This window comes from Emcibacter sp. SYSU 3D8, from assembly GCF_039655875.1.
In the GTDB taxonomy this organism is placed as follows: Bacteria; Pseudomonadota; Alphaproteobacteria; order SMXS01; family SMXS01; genus RI-34.
Window position 1 is genome coordinate 43,287 of the sequence record NZ_JBBYXK010000009.1, and the last position, 18,657, is coordinate 61,943.

Here is an 18,657-nt window from a genome sequence, read left to right on the forward strand (position 1 = left end):
GCGAGCAGTTGAATTCGCTTTATAGGAGGCTGGCATCTGCAATTTCTCTTTTCACAGGCGGAGGCATCATCGGCATGACAGCACGCTGGAAGGCGTGCGGCTGACATGATTCTGGTCACGGGCGGCGCCGGGTTCATCGGTGCGAATTTTGTCCTGCACTGGCTGGCGCACAGCGACGAGCCGGTCGTTAATCTTGATGCGCTCACCTATTCGGGAAACTTGGGAAGCCTTGCGGCGGTGCAGTGTGATGCCCGGCATGTATTCGTTTACGGCGACATCTGCGATGCTGCTCTGGTTGGGCAGTTATTGGCCACCTACCGGCCCCGCGCTGTCGTGCACCTGGCTGCGGAAAGCCATGTGGACCGGTCGATTCTCGGACCGGAGGCCTTCCTGCGCACCAACATTGAGGGGACATCCTGCCTGCTGCAGGCGGCGCAGAAGTTTTGGGACGGCCTGCCAACCGATGAGAAGGCTGCGTTTCGCTTCCTGCACGTCTCTACAGATGAAGTGTACGGCACGTTGGAGTCGGACGATCCACCCTTCACGGAAGGCACGACATTTCGGCCGAACGGTGCCTATGCCGCGAGCAAGGCGGCCAGCAACCATCTAGTTCGGGCATGGTTCCAGACCTACGGGCTGCCGATGCTGACGACCAACTGCTCGAATAACTATGGGCCGTTGCAGTTTCCCGAGAAACTCATCCCGCTGACCCTGCTTAATGCCCTGGCGGGCAGGCCGCTGCCGCTTTATGGCGACGGCCTCAATGTCCGCGACTGGCTCTATGTCCGCGACCATTGCGCCGCCCTTCGGCGCGTTCTGGAGGCTGGGCAAGTCGGGGAGACGTACAACATCGGCGGCTGGACCGAGCGGACCAATCTCGAGATCGTTGAGGCTCTCTGCCGCATGCTTGATGAATTGCATCCCGATCCTGGCGGGTCGCATGAACGGCTGATCACCTTCGTGCATGACCGGCCGGGACACGACCGGCGCTCTGCCATCGACGCCCAGCGTATCGAGCGCGAGCTTGGCTGGCGGCCCCTGGAAACTCTGGAAACCGGCCTGAGGAAGACGGTTCGCTGGTACCTGGATCATCCAGAGTGGGTCGCGCAAGTTCAGAGGCACGTATCGGGAATGAATTGACCGGCAGTATGGTGCGCGCGAGCGCGGGTGACGACGAGCCTGTCACGGAGGCGCGCATTGTGACACAGGTGGCTTTATTCACGAAGTGCGTCGTCTGCACGGCCATCGTGCCGCAAGCCGGCGCCGGCAGTGTCCTGCTGAAATGCGACGATGTCGGACTTCATGCGATAGGGACGCCCGCCGTTGCTGTAAGGGTTGGCCGCTGGAGCCTCGAATTCGGCAGGGTGCTGCCGTCTCGATCGCTTGTCGTTCCCATGATGGATGGACAATGCGACATGCATCTGAAGTGGGCTTGTCGGCGCTAGTCGCTACCAGTCCGGCATTCGGTCCCGTATTCGACGTGACTGACAACAGATACGCAATTTGGCCCTTCGATTGATCTAGGTGGGGGATTTTTCCATGCAGTATGGCTACGTACCACATTCAACCGGCCGGCCTCTGAAAATCCTGTTCTTGTCGGACAACTTCGTCCCCGAAGGCAATGCTCCCGCCGCCCGCCTCCATGAACATGCCATGCATTGGGTGAAGGCAGGGCACGAGGTGACTGTGGTTACCGGTGCGCCCAACTTTCCCGAAGGCCGTCTCTATCCGGGATACCGCAATCGCTGGCGACATGTGGAAACGATCAATGGCATTCGGATCGTTCGCGTGAAGACATATATAACCCCCAATGAGGGTCTAGTGCGGCGGACTCTCGACTATCTCAGTTTCATGCTGTCGGCAGGGTTCTTCGCGCTGTTCGAGAAAAAGCCGGATCTGGTCGTGGCGACCTCACCGCAGTTTTTCTGCGCGATTGCCGGCTGGTTTGTGTCTCGCCGTCACGGCGTCCCCTTCATCTTCGAACTTCGGGATCTTTGGCCCGCGTCGATTCACGCGGTCGGAGCGTTGAGGAATGGAGTTATTCTGAGGGCGCTGGAAAAGCTGGAGCTTTCCCTCTACCGCTCCAGCGCCGCGATCGTCGCGGTGACGGAGTCGTTTCGTGACGATCTTGTGGCGCGGGGAATCGCCCGGGATAAAATTCATGTCGTCGTCAACGGCGTCGATCTCGAGCGGTATCTGCCCAGGCCGCGCGATCCGGTTCTGGAAGAGTCGTGGGGCCTGTCAGGCAAGTTCGTTGCCGCGTATATTGGCACCCACGGCATGGCCCATGCGCTCGACAAGGTCGTAGAGGCGGCGGTTCATCTTCGTGATCGTGAAGACATCGTGTTCCTGTTTGTCGGTGCAGGCGCGGAGCGGGCGAACCTGGAAACCGCCGTTGAACGATTGCGGCTATCCAATGTTCGGCTTGTCCCGCGGCAGCCCAAAGAAGCGATGCCCGCGCTGTGGAGCCTCGTCGATCTTTCGATCGTACCGCTGCGCGATACGCCGGTCTTTGCCACCGTCATTCCGTCAAAGATCTTCGAATGCATGGGGATGGGGGTGCCTCTATTAATGAGCGTTCCGGATGGAGAGGCCACGGGAATTGTCCAGCGCACGGCTACGGGCCTGTGCATTTCTCCGGAGGATCCGAAGTCGATGGCCGACGCCATCGCCGGCCTTTCCGTCGATCCCGATCGTTTGCGGGGATTTCGTGAGAATTGCCGCAACGCTGCCTTCAGCTACTCTCGCGAGACCTTGGCGATTCAGTATACTGCGCTTCTGGAGCGGATCGCATTTCCATTGGAAAGCACGCCGGCTCCGCTGGCTGAGGGGGTCGTTCATATTCGAGGGCGTAAACCAGTTATGTAACGGCGTTGGAATGCGCTGGCCCGCACGCAGGGGTCACTGTTTCGCGGCTCGAGAGCCGCTTTTTTTGTGCCTGTGTGATGTTGGGCGAGTAGCTATCGATTCTTGAAGGTGATCTTGGCACTGCCGCAGGACTGCGCTCTTTGCCGTGCCGCTCTCAGCCGCACCGGATAGCCGGCTTTTCACCGGAACAGGCCGCGGGTGTCGATCAGCACTTTGCGGGCAAGCTGCTCGCGCTCGATCAGCCTGAAGCGGTCGTGGTCGACCAGCAGCAGCACGATGTCGGCACGCCTGAGCGCCTCGTCGACGCCGACGAACTCCACATTGGGCAGGCCCTTCAACGTCGGCGGGCAGTCGTCAACATAGGGCTCGACCGCCAGGATCGTCGCCGCCGTGCCACGCGCCAGCGCCTCGGTGATGGCCAGCGCCGGGCTTTCGCGCAGGTCGTCGATATTGGCCTTGAACGCGAGGCCCAGGCACGCGACCACAGGATCCTTGAAGCGATCGGCGGCGTACTTCACCTGCTCGATCACCCAGCGCGGCTTGCCGTCATTGACCTCGCGCGCGGTCTGGATCAGCCGGCTCTGCTCGGGCGCCGAATGGACGATGAACCATGGGTCCACGGCGATGCAGTGGCCTCCCACGCCCGGACCGGGCTGCAGGATGTTGACCCGGGGATGCCGGTTGGCGAGCTGGATCAGCTCCCAGACATTGACGCCCAGCCGGTCGCAGATCAGCGACAGCTCGTTGGCATAGGCGATGTTGACGTCGCGGAACGCGTTTTCCGCCAGCTTGGACAGCTCGGCGGTGCGGGCCTTGGTGGTGAACACGGTGCCGGTGGTGAAGGTGCGGTAGAACGCGGCGCCCACCTCGGCCGAGGCGGTGTCGATGCCGCCGACGATGCGGTCGTTGATCACCAGCTCCTGCAGCACCTTGCCCGGCAGCACGCGCTCGGGCGAATGCACCAGGAAGATGCGGTCGCCGCCCTCGGTGATGTCGGGCCCCAGGTCGGGCCGCTCCTGCGCGATCCATCCGGCGATCCGCTCGGTGGCGCCGACAGGGCTGGTCGATTCAAGGATCACCAGGTTGCCGGGGCGTAGATGCGGCGCCAGCGCGCGGGTCGCGGCCTCCACATGGGACATGTCGGGTACATGGCCTTCGGCGAACGGCGTCGGCACGGCGATGATGAAGATGTCGGCGGGCGCCGGCTTGTAGGACGCCGTGAGCTGGCCGCTGCCGACGGCCGAGGCGACCAGGATGTCCAGGTCCGGCTCGTGGAAGTGGAGGTTGCCGGCCTGCACCGCGCCGACCACCCGGTTGTCGACGTCGACGCCCAGCACCTTGTAGCCGCGCGTCGCCAGCAGGCTTGCCGTGGGCAGGCCGATATAGCCCAGCCCCAGAACGCATATGGTCTTGTCGAAACGCGCCATCCCGCTCCCCTACGCCGCCTTGTCGATCCACGGCGCTGGCCGCTCGCCCTGCCCCGCCAGCGCCTCAAGGTAACTCACGATGCGCCGCGCCGCATGCCCGTCGCCGTAGGGATTGTGCGCGTGGCTCATGCGGTCGTAATGGCTGGCGTCGTCGAGCAGCCGCGAGGCTTCCGCGACGATCCTCGCGCGGTCGGTGCCGGTCATGATGACCGTGCCCGCCTCGACGGCTTCGGGCCGTTCGGTGGTGTCTCGGGTGACCAGCACGGGCTTGCCCAGCGACGGCGCCTCCTCCTGGATGCCGCCCGAGTCCGTGATGATCAGCGTGCCGCGGTTCATCAGGTAGACGAACGGCAGATAGTCCTCCGGCTCGGTCAGGTGGATGTCGGGCAGCCCGCCGAGGAGTTCGTGCACCGGCCCCTTCACGTTGGGGTTGAGATGCACCGGATAAAGCACCGTGACGTCGCCGCGCGCGGCCAGGTCGGCCAGCGCCAGGCACATCTGGCGCAGCCCGTCGCCGAAGCTCTCGCGGCGGTGGCCGGTGACCAGGACCAGCCGCTTCGGACCGAGGAAGGCGAACCGGTCGTCGTAACGGCGCACCAGCGCGTCGTCGGCCAGCAGCCGGTCTCGGGTCATGGCGAGCGCGTCGATCACGGTATTGCCGGTGACGTAGACGCTGTCGGCGGGAACGTTCTCGGCCAGCAGATTGTCGCGCGCCCGCGACGTCGGCGCGAAATGCAGGTCGGCCAGCGCGCCGGTCAGCCGCCGGTTCATCTCCTCGGGCCACGGGCTGTAGCGGTTGCCGGTGCGTAGCCCGGCCTCAACATGCCCGACCGGAATTTTACGGTAATAGGCGGCCAGCGAGGCAGCGAAGGTCGTGGTGGTGTCGCCGTGGACCAGGACGCGGTCGGGCCGCCAGTCGTCGAACACGCCCTCCATGCCCGCGAGCACGCCCGCTGTGATGTCGTTCAGGCTCTGCCCGGCCTTCATGATGTCGAGATCCCAGTCGGGCCGGATGGCGAACAGCTCCAGCACCTGGTCGAGCATCTGGCGATGCTGGGAGGTGACGCAGACGCGGGCGTCGAGCACCGGGCTCGCTTCCAGCGCCGTCACGACCGGCGCCATCTTGATCGCCTCCGGGCGAGTCCCGAACACCGTCAGAATGCGGCGGAGTTTATCCATCGGCGTCTAGTTCAACGAGACCTGATCCGCCATCAAGTGTCCGTCGAGTGCGCACTTCCTGGCGGGACGGACGGGAAAAGCGGGAGGGCTGGGAGCGATCACTGGATATGGCTCTAGGCAGTGCCGTTCTCCAAATCAAAGCCGTGGGCGTCTTCGTCGGCATATTTCCCAGCCGCATCATATGTAGCCAAACTCTCGATCCCAGGCATGATCTCGATCAACGCCACGATCGAAGTTCCGCCCGGCAATCTGGCGTCGGCGCAGATTACGCGGACAGGAAGTTTGGCCCCCGCCGTTCGCAGCGGCCTCGTCAAATCCAGTGACATGGTTGAAATCCTTGTTGGCTCGTCAACTTCCGCAACCCTGCGTTTCGGGCGGCCGCGCCGGATAGGCTCCGGCATCCTGGCCGCTCACTCTCACAGATCCGAATACCGGGACTGGAGCATCCGGCGCCAAGCCAGCGCGCCGGTGTACAGCCCCAACTGCAGCAAGACCACGATGGTCGTCGGCAATCCGATGGCCAGGTGCAGAGCGGGGAGAGCACAGAGGCCCCAGTAAGATGCCACCGCGATGCCGTGGTTGCCGGACATGGCGTACAGCCAGTGATGAAGGTGGTTTCTGTCCGGCGTGAACAGGGCCTTCCCGTTCGCCTTGCGGGTCAACATCACCCGACCCATGTCGATGACCGGGATCAGGAACACGCTGGCGAAATAGGCAGCGTCCAATTGTCCTGCGGCGTCAGTGTACGCCTGAACTGCCGCGAATCCGATCAGCGCTGTCAGCATGTAGACGCCGGAGTCACCGGTGAACAGCCTGCCCCGCAAATTGAACAAGAGCATGACGCCCAAGGTGCCGATCACCGGCAGCATCAGAGCCAGCGTGTCCCTGTTGAACCAGGGGAGCAGCAATACAATCCATATCACGGACATCCCAAGGAAGAGGCCGTTCATGCCGTCGGCCATGTTGGATGCATGCTTCAGGCAAAGCAGGGTGAAGATGGTGAACGGGACCGACAGAAGGCCGAGCTGCAATGTGACGAGGAGGTCGGAGAAGTTCAGGGTGCTAATCCTGAGCGCCGGGTCAATGCCCGTCGCCGCAGCCAACGTAAGCAGCCCAACCCACAGCCGCCCCCATGGGTTCAAATGGCTCCGGTCATCGAGAAAGCCGAGCCCGAAGAATATGGCGCAGACCAGGAAGATCCATAGCCTTGGCTGGATGATCTCGTGGTCGGCGAACAGATCGACCACCATGCCGAAGGCAAGGGATACGAACAACGCAACGCCCCCGACAAGCGGGGTCGGCGAACCATGAATCTTGCGATTGCCGTCCGGGCGGTCGATGATCCCCAGTCGGCCGCCAATCGTTGAAGCCTTGAGGCCAAAAAAAATCCCAATCAGAACACCACCGAGGAGAGAAACCAAAGGGATGGCCCAAAGGACTACGTGATCATCAACAGGCATATCCCAATATCCATTTCCCCACGCCCGCAGGTTTTTCGGCCGACGAATCCATGTCCCCAAATAGCGAACACGATAGTACCCAATATGGGTGGGTTTTCCTAGGCAATTAGGGTGCCCGAACCCATGGCTCTCGCATGGCGTTGCGCCGAAGCTAGGGACGGCCGTGGAAGTGAAAGGGCCTCCGTTCTCGCTGGTGCTGATCGCGTCCGAGGCCCTACACTGCGGATCGAGCCGTCTCTCGAATCCTGCTGATTTCGGATACGGGCCCTAGGGAAATTTTCGCGATAGGGCGGCGTCGACGGCAAAACGGGAAAGATCATTGCGACGCACCGATATTATCTTCTGGGCCCTATTGCTTATGGTCTGTTGGCTGCCGCTTCCTTTCGGATCCGTGCAGGCTTGGGCATGGTCGCTCATGGTTATCGCGGCGGGCCTGCTGTTGATCGCCTGGGGCGTGACCACAGCCGTTGCCGGCAGTCCAACCCCGCACGGACTTGGTCGCGTCAAATGGAGTGTCGTCGGATTTCTGATTGCCGGCCTGTGGGGTTTGATCCAGGTCAGCACGGCGACGCCGGCCGCATGGCATCACCCTATCTGGGCCATCGCAGCCGAGACGCTGTCGGTCCCCGTCGCGGGGCGGATCGCGATCAATCCCCAGGCCGCCGTGTCCACGTTGCTGCGGCTGGCGAGCTACGCGATCATCTTCTGGCTGGCGTTCCAGTATGGCCGGGACCGCCGTCTGGCGCACTTGGGCATGTGTGGAGTGGCGATGACGTCATCCATCGTCGCGGCGCTTGGGATCGTGCCGTGGCTGATCGGCTGGGACGGCTTTCTCTGGTTTGACCGGGAGTTTATGCAACGGCAATTGCAGGTGGGCGCCCGTCTCGCCATTCCCTTCGTGAATCCCAATCATCTGGCGAGTTACGCCGGTATTGGATTACTATGCGGCATTGGCGTCCTGGTCGGGGACACGCGGGGGTTGTGGCGCCCCGAAACACAACCGCGGGAAAAGCTGCGTCGCTTTCTCGAAGTCGTGTTCGTACGCCGGTGGTATGTGGTGGCAGCCTGCCCAATTCTTGCGGTTGCCGCGCTGCTGAGCTTGTCCCGAGCCGGCATAGCGGCGATCGGCGTCGGTCTGATTGTCCTGATCGCGGCGCTTCTGCGCAGGAGCCGGCCGAAGGTAAGCTGGCTGTTCGCTGGCAGCGCGGTCGCCCTGACGGCGATCGTCGGCGCCTTCGCCCCGAGTTTGATCCGGTTGTCGGACCGACTTGAACAGGCGAGCCTCAGGTCGGACCAGCGCCTCGAGATTTATCGAAATTCAATGGAGGCGATCGCTGCGTCCCCCTGGCTGGGATATGGGCTGGGCAGTTTCCAGTCGCTCTACCGGATGTATGACCACTCGGATCTGCGGCGAGTGGTGAACGCGGCCCACAGCACGGTGCTGGAAAATATCCTTGAACTTGGCATACCGGCGGCGCTGGCGCTCTTTGCCGCCATCCTGATCCCGGTTGTCGGGTGCTGGCGCGGCGCGGCGTCAAGACGTCAGGACCAGCATATTCCGGCAATCGCCGTCGCTGCCTCCATCATGCTTATCCTACACTCTCTGGTCGATTTTCCGCTTCAAATCCCGGCTCTCGCGGCGCTGTTTGCGTTCGTGCTTGGGCTCGGCTTTGCGCAGTCGATCAGCGCCCGGCACTGGCCAGCAATGAGTAAGGATCTGGTGTGACGTTGTATTGGCAGCGACCCGTTAGTATCTGACCCAAATTAAGTTGAGTGATATCAGTCGGTTGTGATTCTGTCGAATTTGCGAGAAACGACGGAGTTGGCGCATGCGGACTGATATTACCCGGGCGCAGCATGCGCGAAGCGGCAAGCGGTTGCCAGGCGATCTGACCGACGCCGAATGGTCGGTTGTCGAACCGTATCCGCCGGCGGCGTCGCCAGTTGGGCGGCCGCGCAAATGGCCGTTGTGCCTGATCCTGGACCGGTTGCTCCACCCGCTGCGCTGCACCGCGGCTGCCCTGGTGGACGCCGCGGCTTGGCCTGTTTCCGCCGGCCTCGACCGTCCAGTGGGTGTTTCTACCAGTGGTGTGACAACGGGCCGTGGCAGCGCATCAATCATTTCCTGGTCATGGTGGCGCGCCAGACAGAAAGCCGGGAGACCTCGCCAGGGTCTGTGGGCCGGCCCAAGTACCTCCATCCAGTGCTTTACCGGCACGAGGCTCAGTCAACCAGCTGGCCACGGTCGGCAACCGAGTTGTAGGGTAGGTCAAGGCCCGCCATATCGCATTCGCCTTGGGCCAAAATGGCATTGGTTCCGGAGAATGTGAGGTTGTCGACAATCAGGCCGAAACAGGAATAGCCATAGCTCGCCTTGTTGACGATGCCCTTCAGGGTGACGCTGGAGCGTGGCATGTAGACCATGCCGGTGACTTTCCAGGCCGGAGAGTTGCCGGCCTCGGCGACATCCACGCCGGTGGTCAGGTTCGGTGCCTGGTAGATCGCCACCCCCTTCCATACGCCCGTGGTGGGCGCAGCGAAGTCCAGCATGCCGTTGCCGGTGGGTGCATGGGTGTAGACGCCATTGTCGCCCGCGAACACGATTGTCAATGCAGAGCCGTTAGTTGACCGCAAGGTGTAGCTCTGGGTGTCGAGTTGGCCGTTGAAAATGACCAGCACCGCACCGTCGGGCGCGTCGATGGTGACATTGCCGGTCAACTGCAGGTCGCCGCAGATGATGACATCGCCGCTGAGGTTCTTGCTGCCGGTCCATTGGTTGGAGGACGGCAATGACGGTTTCTGGGGATAAGATGCCCCGCACGGGTCTGACGGGATATTGGTGGCGAGGGCGGCGAATGGGTCGGACACTACCGGCATGTGAGAGTTCTGCTCGGTGCCGCAGCCACTGTTCGTGCCGGCCGCATCGCCGATGTCGACTGTAAGGTCGCTCCCGTTGCAGGTGGCGTTGGTGTTCGACATGATGTCGCATCCCGGCAAACTGGCCTTTGGCGCGCCATTGGTTCGGATGCCGTTCGTGGCGCCGCTGGAGGCAAGGGCCAGAATGCAGTATTCGCGTGGCGCGAAGGCTTGTCTCGCGGTGGCGGAACTGGCCAGGTTCTGCATGCGCTGGCCGTTGATCGCTGTGCTTCCCTGAAAGCCGACCATCTGGCTGAGATACAGCTCCTGCGGCTTGGTGATGGTCACCTTGTAGCAGGTATTTCCGCCCGATGGGCAGGTGGCCGTGTTTGTCGCCGTCACCGTGACGTTATTGGCGCCGTGGGTGAAGCCATACTGCGCCGCCACCGCCTTGGCCTCGGTGTCGTAATTGGCGCCGCCGTTGGTCGCAGCGGCGAGCACGGCGGAATCCGCTGTATTCTGCATCGCCCACTTGGTCATGTGCCATTGGCCGACCTCGAATCCGAGCGCCATGGTGGACAGCAGGATCGGTAAGCAGAGCGCCACGATGATGGCGATATTGCCACGGCGATCGCGAAGCATCGCCGGGAGGCTACCAAGTATCATTGTCATTGTGTCCATCTTCAGACGGTTACCGATCACTGTCGTTACTCCCGGAGCCGTGCGTTTCGTCTGTATCCATGTTGATCGAATTGAACGATCCGCACACAAGGGCCGTATCCCCAGACCGCGTTGATGTTCTCCACTATCGCGGTTGCGCAAGGGCGCGGGACTCCGCGCGGTAACGCGGTAATCAGCACCAACACCCGCAACCATCACGCCAGCGGCACATCTAACCTTCTTGTCCTCGTATTTATGTCGTAAATAAGTCATATTGATGTCTAACAAGGGCACGTATTGCAAATATAGGTCTGTAATGTCAAATATATTCATTTTCATAAAATGCATTATAATTATAATATATTATAAGATGCTCGGTGGTGGGCTTTCATTGCTTCCCCACGAGGGCTTCCGGCCTGAGCGTAACGATCTATGCTTGATTCTCACTTGGGACGTGCGACGTCAGCTGCAGTGGGCGCGGACACTTGCCCGGCGTTCACGGCGTCGATCCGTTGAGCGCGCCGTGCTCGTGGACTTCGGCGGCGCGCTCAGCGGTGCGCTTGCTGACGTTCAGCAGTTCCCGCCGCGTCCATCTATGAAATAACCTCGCCAATTGGCGAATTTTCCGGACAGCCCTGTTTCAGGTCGGCCAGAACTGCCGCCACCATTGTCCGCTGACTGTCCGTCAGGTGTCGCGGATACAGGTCTGGGCTGATGACGTAGTGGATCGGATCGGTGCCGCCGTAGCCTTGAAGCGACGGCGCATCGACACCCGCCTTGATGCGCGCCAGGTAGCGGTTGCGACCGTCCGGGATCGCCCCACCGCATGTCTTGATCGTCTCCCGCAAGCCGTCCGATTTGGCACTGAATCTCGATCCGCCGGGACGAATTGCGACGTTCGTTGCAGCGGCAAATTAAATGCGTGCGTGCTTAATATATCGTAGTGGTTTATGTTGATCGACCACGCTGCGTGTCTATGCGGAGACGGCGGAGAGCATTGCGATGGAATTTATCGATCCTGATATTCGAAAGTCCTCCGTTACGGTAATACCTCCGTCCAAAGCTCACCCAACCAGGAACGGCACTCGACGGCAACGCCTGCTGCGTCATTTTGCCTTCTGGCTGTCGATCCTGGTGATCTGGAGCGCGGGAGCCCTCGCCTATGTCAGCGCCCGCTCTGTCATCGAGGCCGATGAGATGGCTGACCACGCTCAGGACGTCCGCTACCAGACGGAGCTACTGCTGTCGCTGCTGAAGGACGCCGAGACGGGACAAAGAGGCTACATCATAACCGGTGCCGACCACTACCTGGAGCCCTATCGGGCCGGGCTGGCCAAGGTTCCGGATACGCTGTCGCAGCTACGGCAGATGACGCTGGGTAATCCGTCTCAACAGCAGCGTCTCGACAAGCTGAACGGTCTCGTCGACCAGCGTCTGGACATTGCGGCCAGGAACATCAATCTGCGACGCTCGCAGCCTGGCGTCGGCTTCGACACGGCGAGGCTCGACGAGGGCAAGGCCGTCATGAACGAAATTCGTGTGCTGGCGGCTGCAATGATCGACGAGGAGACCCGGCTCTATCGACTCAGGAAGGCAGGGGCTCAGGACAACGCCGAAACAGCTCTTCTGGTCTTCCTGGTCGGCCTCGCGGTGGGGACGCTGGTTATCGCCGGAATCTACTACATGATGCTCCTCGAGGCACGGCGGCGTCGCGCCGCCGAGGCCGCGCTTCTTACACTGAATGGCGAACTCGATCAGCGCGTGCAGGCTCGTACCGCCGAGATCGAGCGCAACCAGCGGTTTCTCGCGGCGATATTGGGCAACATGCGAGACGCCGTGTATGTACGCAAGGATGGCAAGTTCGCTTACGCTAATGAAGCCTGCGCGCGGCTGTTTGGCGCGGCGACCGTCGAAGAGGTGCTTGGGAGAAGTCTGTTCGATTTCTTTCAGAAAGCGGATCGCGCCGTCGTCGCCGAGCGGCTCAAGGTGCTCAGCACGCCGGGGGCCACCGTTCCCGTCATGATCGAGACCATTACGCGTCTTGACGGCGGGACCGTTGACGTTGAAGCGACTGCCGCCTCCTTCATTGACGATTCCGAGCTCGCCGTCTTGACCATCCTGCATGATATCACCGAACGGCAGGCGCTGGAGCGGCGGCTGCGCCAGGCGGAGAAGCTCGAAGCGATCGGACAGCTTACCGGCGGTATCGCGCATGACTTCAACAACCTGCTCACGGTTATCCTCGGCAACGCGGAATCACTGGCCGAGGAAGTGCGCGAGGATGCGCCCCTGCGATTGATGGCCGAGATGGTGCAGGGTGCCGCTGTGCGGGCGGCCGAACTGACGCACCGGTTGCTCGCATTCTCGCGCAAGCAGGCTCTTGAGCCGCAGATCGTCGATGTGAACCAGCAACTGACGGGCATTCAGAGTCTCATGGAGCGGACCTTGGGGGCCGCGGTCCAAATCGAGATCGTTAAGGGCCCTTCCGCGTGGAAAGCGCTCGTGGATCCGGGCCAACTGGAGAATGCGATCCTCAACCTGGCGATCAATGCGCGTGACGCCATGCCGGAGGGTGGACGGCTGACGATTGAAACATCCAATACACGGCTGGATCAGGAATATGCCGACCAGAATTCAGAGGTGGTGCCCGGCCAGTATGTGGCCCTGGCGGTTAGCGATACCGGCTGCGGCATGCCGCCTGAGATCGTCGACAAGGCATTCGAGCCGTTCTTCACCACCAAGGAGATCGGCAAGGGCACCGGACTTGGACTGAGCATGGTGTACGGCTTCGTCAAGCAGTCGGGCGGCCATATCAAGATCTACAGCGAGCTCGGAGAGGGTACGACCATCAAGCTCTACCTTCCCAGGGCTGATGCCGGGGCCGTCGCCGGGCAGCGTCAAGCGGCGTTGGCCGAGGTTGCGCCTCGTGGCACGGAACGCATTGCACTCGTGGAAGACGATGCAGGTGTTCGAAACTACATAGAGAGGACGCTGCGAGAGCTCGGCTACACGGTCCGTTCCTATGACACCGGGCCCCAGCTGCTCGGTGAGATCGAAAGCGGCTATGCGTTCGACCTGTTGCTCACGGATGTGGTGTTGCCCGGGGGCATGAACGGCAATGCATTGGCTGCCGCTGTCCGGCATCTTTGGCCGCTTGTGAAAGTGCTCTACTCGTCAGGCTATACCGAGAATGCGATTGTCCATCAGGGCAGGCTCGACCCGGGCGCGCAACTGCTGCACAAACCGTTCCGCAAGACGGACCTGGCGAGAAAGGTGCGGTCGGTTCTCGATGCGCCATAAAGGGGCGCACCTGTGCAGGAGGGGGACTCCGCGGCAGGTGCGCCCCGTGAGCGGCGATAACCACTCAACTGTCAAATATGACAGTTGAGAGGCGGGCGCAATCCTAAAGGCCTGCGGGATCAAGACGCCCTCGGCCGTTGCACCAATTGCAAGCCGCGCTGAGTGTAGAAATCGGCGCCACGGTTGTGACGCCGGTTCCTGTTGTTGAGCGCAGGTTCATCCGGAAGGGAGTATGCTTCACGTTGGCTGGGGATATCCCCCAGCCAGGCACAATGGGGAACACCAAATGAGGAACAGCTTCAGGCTTTTGTTCACGGTCGCCGCCATGGGGATCGGGACGATGTCCATCGGTTCGACGTTTGCGCAAGAGCAAGACCGCACGGCGTCGCCCATGGGTACGCACCCTATGAAGCCGACACAGGGTCAGGCCGGCGCGATTGCGGCCGACCCCATGGCGCTGAAGAAGGCGCAAATGACTGCCCAACAGGCTCAGACAAGACTGAACGCACCGCCGCCGGATGCGCTGGAACTGGCGAAAGCAACGAGGTCCAAGAACGTTGACGTGGCGAAGCGAATATTGCTGCGCAACGGCTTTTCACCCCAGCAACTTGAAGGCGCGACCATCGTGCTTGAAGACAAGACGGGAGGCGGCCCGATAACCTCCGAGAGCCGGGTCAAGGTTACAATCGAGGCTAGCTGCTGTCCGCTGACGATAACAATTATCATTAGATTCTAACGCGCTCAAGCCAACCCGGCCGTATGCTCCAATCCAGGATATGCGGCCGGGTTGCCCGGACATTTTGGGGTCCAGACGAAGTGCCTCCTTGAATTGTGACGCTGCCGCCTCCGCGCGATTCAGGGCAAGCTCCGCCAAGCCGAGATTGAACTGTGCGCTTGCATCGTTGGGCTTCATCCGCAGAGCCTCGCGATAGGCATCGGCGGCCTTTTTATAATCGCCGAGGTAAGTGTAAGCAGTGCCGAGAAGGACGCGGGCGTCAACATCAAGAGGATTGATGCGAACAGCCTGGCCCAGCGCTTCCACGGCCGGATCGCGCCAGCCTGATCCGCTGTGTATGGCACCACGCAACTTGTAGGCCTGAAGACTGCTCGAATCGACGCGAATGGCCTGATTCAAGTCCGAGAGCGCCCGATTGGGCTGCTTCTTGAAGAAATATGCTGTGCCACGCTGCACGAGCACATTCACGCGATCCTAATCTTGGACTAACACCGAACCCAAAGAAGCCTTCTAAGCCGCCCTGGCGCGTTGATGGTTGGCCAGCTTGGCCAGCCAGAAGCTGTAGACCGCCAGGCTGCCCAGCAGCGCCAGGCCTAGGCCGGTTACCGTCATCACCGCCTTATAGACGGCGCCGCCCACCTTAGCCGCGTGCAGCGGGTAGACAAGGCCGAAGGCGCGCGAGCCCGCCGGCAGCCGCGCCGGGTCCCGCGCCTCGACGATTCGGCCGTCGGCCGGATCGAACCAGATGGTGGTGCGCCCGTTGGGCAACCATTCCCAAGGCTGCCGCAGGCGCAGCCGGATCAGATCGCCCGGCTTGTGCGGCAGGCCGACCACCCGCAACTCGGCATCGGGGAACCGATCCCGCGCCGCCGTCAGCATCGACCGCCAGTCGAGGGCAGGGGACAGCGGGCCGCCCGTGACACCGGGGGGGCCGGACGCCGCGTCCATCTCCTCCCTGGAGGATAGCGGCGAGAGCAGGAACGCCGCGACCGGCGGCAGCGTCATCATGGCGCCCGTCAGCAGCGACAGTACCAGCAGCGGCGCCAGCAGCGTTCCTAGATTCCGGTGATGGCGGATGATGTTGGAGCGGGACATGGGCCTAGGCCAGATCGGCAGGCGGAAGTTTCGCCGCGAGCGCCACCACAAGATGACGCCGGTGACAACGAAGCCCAGCCCCGCCAGCGCGGAAATGCCGGCGACCGTTTCTCCCGTCTCGCCGGCGAGGAGATAGTGATGGAGGTCGAACATCCAGACCTCCCACCGCTCCCACCTCGACGACCAGTCCGTTACCAAGCTACCCGCCTGGTTGGTGTAAGCGCCGCCGTCACCCTTATGGTAGAGGCGGTGCAACCCGTTGCCGTCGGTGGCGAGGATGATGGAGGATGGACGGGAGGCCGGATCGGCAACGAGACGCTCGACCGCGCTGGCGACCGTGGCCACGTCATTCCGCTGGGCGTCCGCCGCGTGCGGCACGGTCACCCGCAACCAGACGTCCTTGTAGAGGAGCAGGGTTCCCGACAGGGCCAGCACCCCAAGCAGCAGCCCCAAAAGGCCGCCCAGCCAGCGGTGCAGGAACCTGAGGGTGTGCATCAGAACCGGTAGTCCCAGCCGAGTGTGATCGTCCGGCCACGTCCCGCGAAGAACCGCGTATTGTCGGTCGGCCGGGTGGTGTCGGAGTTGTAGGTGATGTACTGCTTGTCGAGCAGGTTCTGGATGCTCAGCGAGACGCCGCCGAAACCGGTCTCATACCGCACGGCGGCATCGATCAGCATGTAGCCCTCGAACTGGTTGCGCGGGTCGCCGCCCTCGAAGCCGCGCGCCAGGTACCACTGGCCCTGCACCAGAGCGCGCCACCGCCCGCTGCGGTAGCTGGCGGTCAGGTTGACGCGGTCCGGCGAGATGTTCGCGCCGTCGACATCAATGTCGAGTTCACCGTCCCCATCGCTGTCGGTCCGGCCGGTCAGATGAGCATAGCCGATAGAGACGTCAAGCCCCGGCACCGGCGTCTCTGCCTTCACGTTGAGTTCCAGGCCCTGGATGGCGACGCGCTGGCGCTCGACGTCGTAGACGCCGCCGTTGAGGACCAGCAGGCTGCCGCGCTTGCTCGACGACCAGAAATAGCTTGCGCCGGCAGTGACCCAGCCCCGCTTCACCTCGACGCCGACCTCGCGGTTGTTGGAGACAACGGGACTCACGTCCAGGAAGTTGTCGATGTCGATGCCGTCCTGGTTGATGGACCGCAGGATGCGGCCCACGTCCGCAACGGTATAGCCTTCGGCATAGGACGCGTAGGCGCGGATACCCGGCCAAGGCTCGGCGACCACGCCACCATTGATCAGCGCGTCGTCGAACGAGGGCGCGCCGCCGTCGACCTCCCTGGATCCGTAGAAGGCGAGCGTGGTGAAGTCGTCGACGCTGAGCCTGACGTTCTCCCAGCGCACGCCGCCCGAAAAGCGCAGCTTGTCGTCAAGCAACGCCAGGTTGAGCTGGGCGAACGGCGCCAGACTCCGGAACTCGGTGGGCGGCACCCAGGCGCGGCCGGTGAGCGCGAGGGACTGCTCGGTCCGGTCGATCAGGGCATCGAAGCCCAGCGTGCCGCGCAGCCCCGGAACGATCTCCCGCTCGTAGCTCAGCTTGGCGCCGTATTTGCGCGACTGGTTGGCGGACTGGTCGAACAGCGTGCCCATCGGCGAGATGGTGACATCCTGGAAGGTAGGGAATGTGCCGCCGCCGAACAGGTCGCGGGACCGGTTGTAGAACAACTGGGCAATCATGTTGCCGCCGGCCAAGTCCGTGTCGGTGAACGACAGCAAGATGGTTTCCACCCGGTTCTCCGGCGGGATGCCGGGTGCGTCGCCGCGTACGCTGGTGGCGGGAACGCCGGCCGCCCGATTGCCGGGCACCACCACATAGTCGCCGTTGCCGGCAAGCTCGAAACGATTGGCGATCAGGTCGAGCCGGGCGGTGTCGTCGATCTGCATGCCGAGCCGCGCGAATGCCGACCAGCTCGTGGAGTCCTGGATCTCGCCCTGAGTGCCGTCGACGCCGATTCGGTTGCCATGCCCGTCATAGAAAGCGCCGCGTTCCTCGTACGTCGCGCCGAAGGTGGCGTCGAACCGGCCTTGGCGCCAGGAGGCGAGGGCGCCGACCTTGCCGCCCAGCCCGTCGCCGTGGAGGTTGCCGTCCACCGTGCCCTGGAGCAGGACCCTTCCGGAGAAGCCATCCTCCTTGGCCGGCCCGACCGTGACCTGGTTGACGACGCCGCCGGTGGCGCCGATGCCCTGCAATGCGTTTGAGCCGTAGATCAGCTCAACACGCTCGATGAAGAAGGGGTCGATGGTATAGCCGTCACGCGCGCCGTCACGGATCGGTGTCGACTGCGGGATTCCGTTCACGGCATAGAGCGGCGAGCGTCCGCGCAGGGTTTCGCCCGAGCCCGAAAGCTTCTGCCGGGTCGGCGAAAAGGAAGGCGACAGTGCGGACACGGCATCGACGATCGAGCCGCTGATCGACACCTGCTGCTCAAGCGTGATCCCGTCGATCACATCGATGGTCAACGGCAGCGCGCTCGGCGGCAGCACCGTGCGCGCCGCGGTGACGATGATTGTATCCTCGTCCCCCCAACGCGAGACGGTAGACGATTGTTCCTGCGCGAAGGCCGCGGCGGGGATCAGGAGTGCAGATGCGGCGAGGGCATGACGAATAGAGCGAGTGGCGGGCATTTTCCGTCCCTTATTAACTTTACCGCCAGCCTATTAATCAACATGCAAACGCCAATCAATAGCAAATATAGCACCAACCATGCTTCGGAGGCGGCTGCCATGGCCTCTAATGGAAGCCATGGCAGCCGGATCGTCGGGTCTAGAAGCTCCCCTGCCACCGGAGAGTGATCGCGCGGCCCCGGCCGGCCACGTAGTCCCGGTTGGTTACAAAGGTCGCGGTCTGCGAGAAATACGTGATGTAGGTCTTGTTCAGCAGATTCTGGACGGCGAGCGTGAAGCGCCCCAGATTGTCTGTCTGGTAGAACACCATGGCGTCCACCAAGGTGTATCCGGAGAAGTCGTGCTTCGGTAGGCCGCCATCGAAATGCCGGTCGAACAGGTGAGACATCTGTACCCGCCCGCTGAGGCCCCCGAAGATAGGACCCTGGATATAGGCGTTGAGCCGATTG

12 protein-coding genes and 3 pseudogenes are annotated in these 18,657 nt (G+C 62.4%); 6 read left to right on the forward strand and 9 right to left on the reverse strand.

All coding sequences use genetic code 11. The annotated features are described in order from the left end of the window. Positions 1-105: 105 nt before the first annotated feature. Positions 106-1,135: pseudogene (gene rfbB / locus WJU21_RS19165) on the forward strand (dTDP-glucose 4,6-dehydratase). A gap of 404 nt (positions 1,136-1,539) precedes the next feature. Next, positions 1,540-2,868, forward strand: coding sequence for a glycosyltransferase family 4 protein (locus WJU21_RS19170; protein WP_346325077.1), 1,329 nt, complete (start codon positions 1,540-1,542; stop codon positions 2,866-2,868). A 179-nt stretch (positions 2,869-3,047) separates the two neighbouring features. On the opposite strand, the gene wecC is transcribed toward WJU21_RS19170, so the two are convergent. The 4 genes from wecC to WJU21_RS19190 form a co-directional block, all read right to left on the reverse strand. Further along, entirely contained in the window at positions 3,048-4,295 is a 1,248-nt protein-coding gene (wecC, locus tag WJU21_RS19175) for a UDP-N-acetyl-D-mannosamine dehydrogenase (protein WP_346325078.1), read from the reverse strand. 9 nt (positions 4,296-4,304) lie between these two features. Beyond that, positions 4,305-5,474 (reverse strand): UDP-N-acetylglucosamine 2-epimerase (non-hydrolyzing), encoded by a 1,170-nt coding sequence (gene wecB, locus WJU21_RS19180; RefSeq protein WP_346325079.1) that lies wholly within the window; start codon positions 5,472-5,474, stop codon positions 4,305-4,307. A gap of 113 nt (positions 5,475-5,587) precedes the next feature. After that, positions 5,588-5,800, reverse strand: coding sequence for a hypothetical protein (locus WJU21_RS19185; RefSeq protein ID WP_346325080.1), 213 nt, complete (start codon positions 5,798-5,800; stop codon positions 5,588-5,590). 90 nt (positions 5,801-5,890) lie between these two features. Next, entirely contained in the window at positions 5,891-6,934 is a 1,044-nt protein-coding gene (locus WJU21_RS19190) for an MraY family glycosyltransferase (RefSeq protein WP_346325081.1), read from the reverse strand. A 319-nt stretch (positions 6,935-7,253) separates the two neighbouring features. On the opposite strand from WJU21_RS19190, the gene WJU21_RS19195 reads away from it, so the two are divergent. Next, on the forward strand, positions 7,254-8,660 hold the full coding sequence (locus WJU21_RS19195) for an O-antigen ligase family protein (protein WP_346325082.1): 1,407 nt from the start codon (positions 7,254-7,256) through the stop codon (positions 8,658-8,660). A 103-nt stretch (positions 8,661-8,763) separates the two neighbouring features. Continuing rightward, positions 8,764-9,104, forward strand: a pseudogene (locus tag WJU21_RS19200) (transposase); the annotation flags it as partial. A gap of 53 nt (positions 9,105-9,157) precedes the next feature. Here the strand turns inward: WJU21_RS19200 and WJU21_RS19205 are convergent. Next, positions 9,158-10,783: a TadE/TadG family type IV pilus assembly protein gene (locus WJU21_RS19205; RefSeq protein WP_346325083.1), complete on the reverse strand. Its 1,626-nt coding sequence runs from the start codon at positions 10,781-10,783 to the stop codon at positions 9,158-9,160. 260 nt (positions 10,784-11,043) lie between these two features. Further along, the gene (locus tag WJU21_RS19210; protein WP_346325084.1) at positions 11,044-11,298 is read right to left on the reverse strand and encodes a hypothetical protein; all 255 of its coding nucleotides are present in this window, start codon (positions 11,296-11,298) and stop codon (positions 11,044-11,046) included. A gap of 154 nt (positions 11,299-11,452) precedes the next feature. On the opposite strand from WJU21_RS19210, the gene WJU21_RS19215 reads away from it, so the two are divergent. Together WJU21_RS19215 and WJU21_RS19220 are read left to right on the forward strand one after the other, a co-directional pair. After that, positions 11,453-13,750: a CHASE3 domain-containing protein gene (locus WJU21_RS19215; RefSeq protein ID WP_346325085.1), complete on the forward strand. Its 2,298-nt coding sequence runs from the start codon at positions 11,453-11,455 to the stop codon at positions 13,748-13,750. A 286-nt stretch (positions 13,751-14,036) separates the two neighbouring features. Continuing rightward, positions 14,037-14,486 carry a hypothetical protein gene (locus WJU21_RS19220; protein WP_346325086.1) on the forward strand — a complete coding sequence of 150 codons (450 nt, stop codon included), beginning with the start codon at positions 14,037-14,039 and terminating at the stop codon, positions 14,484-14,486. 510 nt (positions 14,487-14,996) lie between these two features. Here WJU21_RS19220 and WJU21_RS19225 read toward each other — a convergent pair. The 3 genes and pseudogenes from WJU21_RS19225 to WJU21_RS19235 all read right to left on the reverse strand — a co-directional run. Further along, a complete protein-coding gene (locus WJU21_RS19225) occupies positions 14,997-16,076 on the reverse strand; it encodes a PepSY-associated TM helix domain-containing protein (protein WP_346325087.1) in 1,080 nt (359 codons plus the stop codon). Beyond that, positions 16,076-18,208 carry a TonB-dependent receptor gene (locus WJU21_RS19230; RefSeq protein ID WP_346325088.1) on the reverse strand — a complete coding sequence of 711 codons (2,133 nt, stop codon included), beginning with the start codon at positions 18,206-18,208 and terminating at the stop codon, positions 16,076-16,078. Before WJU21_RS19230 ends, WJU21_RS19225 begins: the two co-directional genes overlap by 1 nt. Before the next feature lie 139 nt (positions 18,209-18,347). Next, positions 18,348-18,657: pseudogene (locus WJU21_RS19235) on the reverse strand (TonB-dependent receptor); the annotation flags it as partial.